The following is a 381-nucleotide window of genomic DNA, read 5'->3' as shown; positions in this document are numbered from 1 at the left end:
GGTTATCAAAGCGCGGTTTTGATAACGGTATTTGGGCAGTTCATTGCTCAATGTTAACGACGGTAAATCGTCATCCTCGTAAAGAAATTAAGGAATCGGTATGAACAAAGTAATTTTGGAAGGTGTAATTGAGTCAATAGATAGGCAAGTAGGTTCGGTGGATATCACTGTACTGACAAAGGTTCGTATTGAGGTAGGAGCCGAGTCATCAGTGTCTGAGATGCCAGTAGATTGCTGTCTTTTGGGTCAGCATGCTTACGATCAGGGTCTCTTTGAGGTAGACAGTGTAGTCAGCCTTAAGGGGGTAATTTCTTTTGTCAAAAATGACAAAGGAGAGTGGCAGCAGAAGGTGGTCGTAGATGACGGTGGAGAGATGGAAGT

1 protein-coding gene is annotated in these 381 nt (G+C 43.6%); it reads left to right on the top strand.

What is annotated here, in order from left to right:
* Positions 1-100 precede the first annotated feature (100 nt).
* Positions 101-381, top strand: a 281-nt coding sequence (locus tag AB4585_RS25660) for a hypothetical protein (RefSeq protein WP_372171602.1), incomplete at its 3' end; no start/stop codon positions are given.

Source organism: Vibrio sp. 10N.222.49.C9, from assembly GCF_041474985.1.
Classification (GTDB): domain Bacteria; phylum Pseudomonadota; class Gammaproteobacteria; order Enterobacterales; family Vibrionaceae; genus Vibrio; species Vibrio crassostreae_C.
The sequence above is the reverse complement of the archived record's forward strand: the minus strand, read 5'-3'. Positions and strand labels throughout refer to the sequence as shown.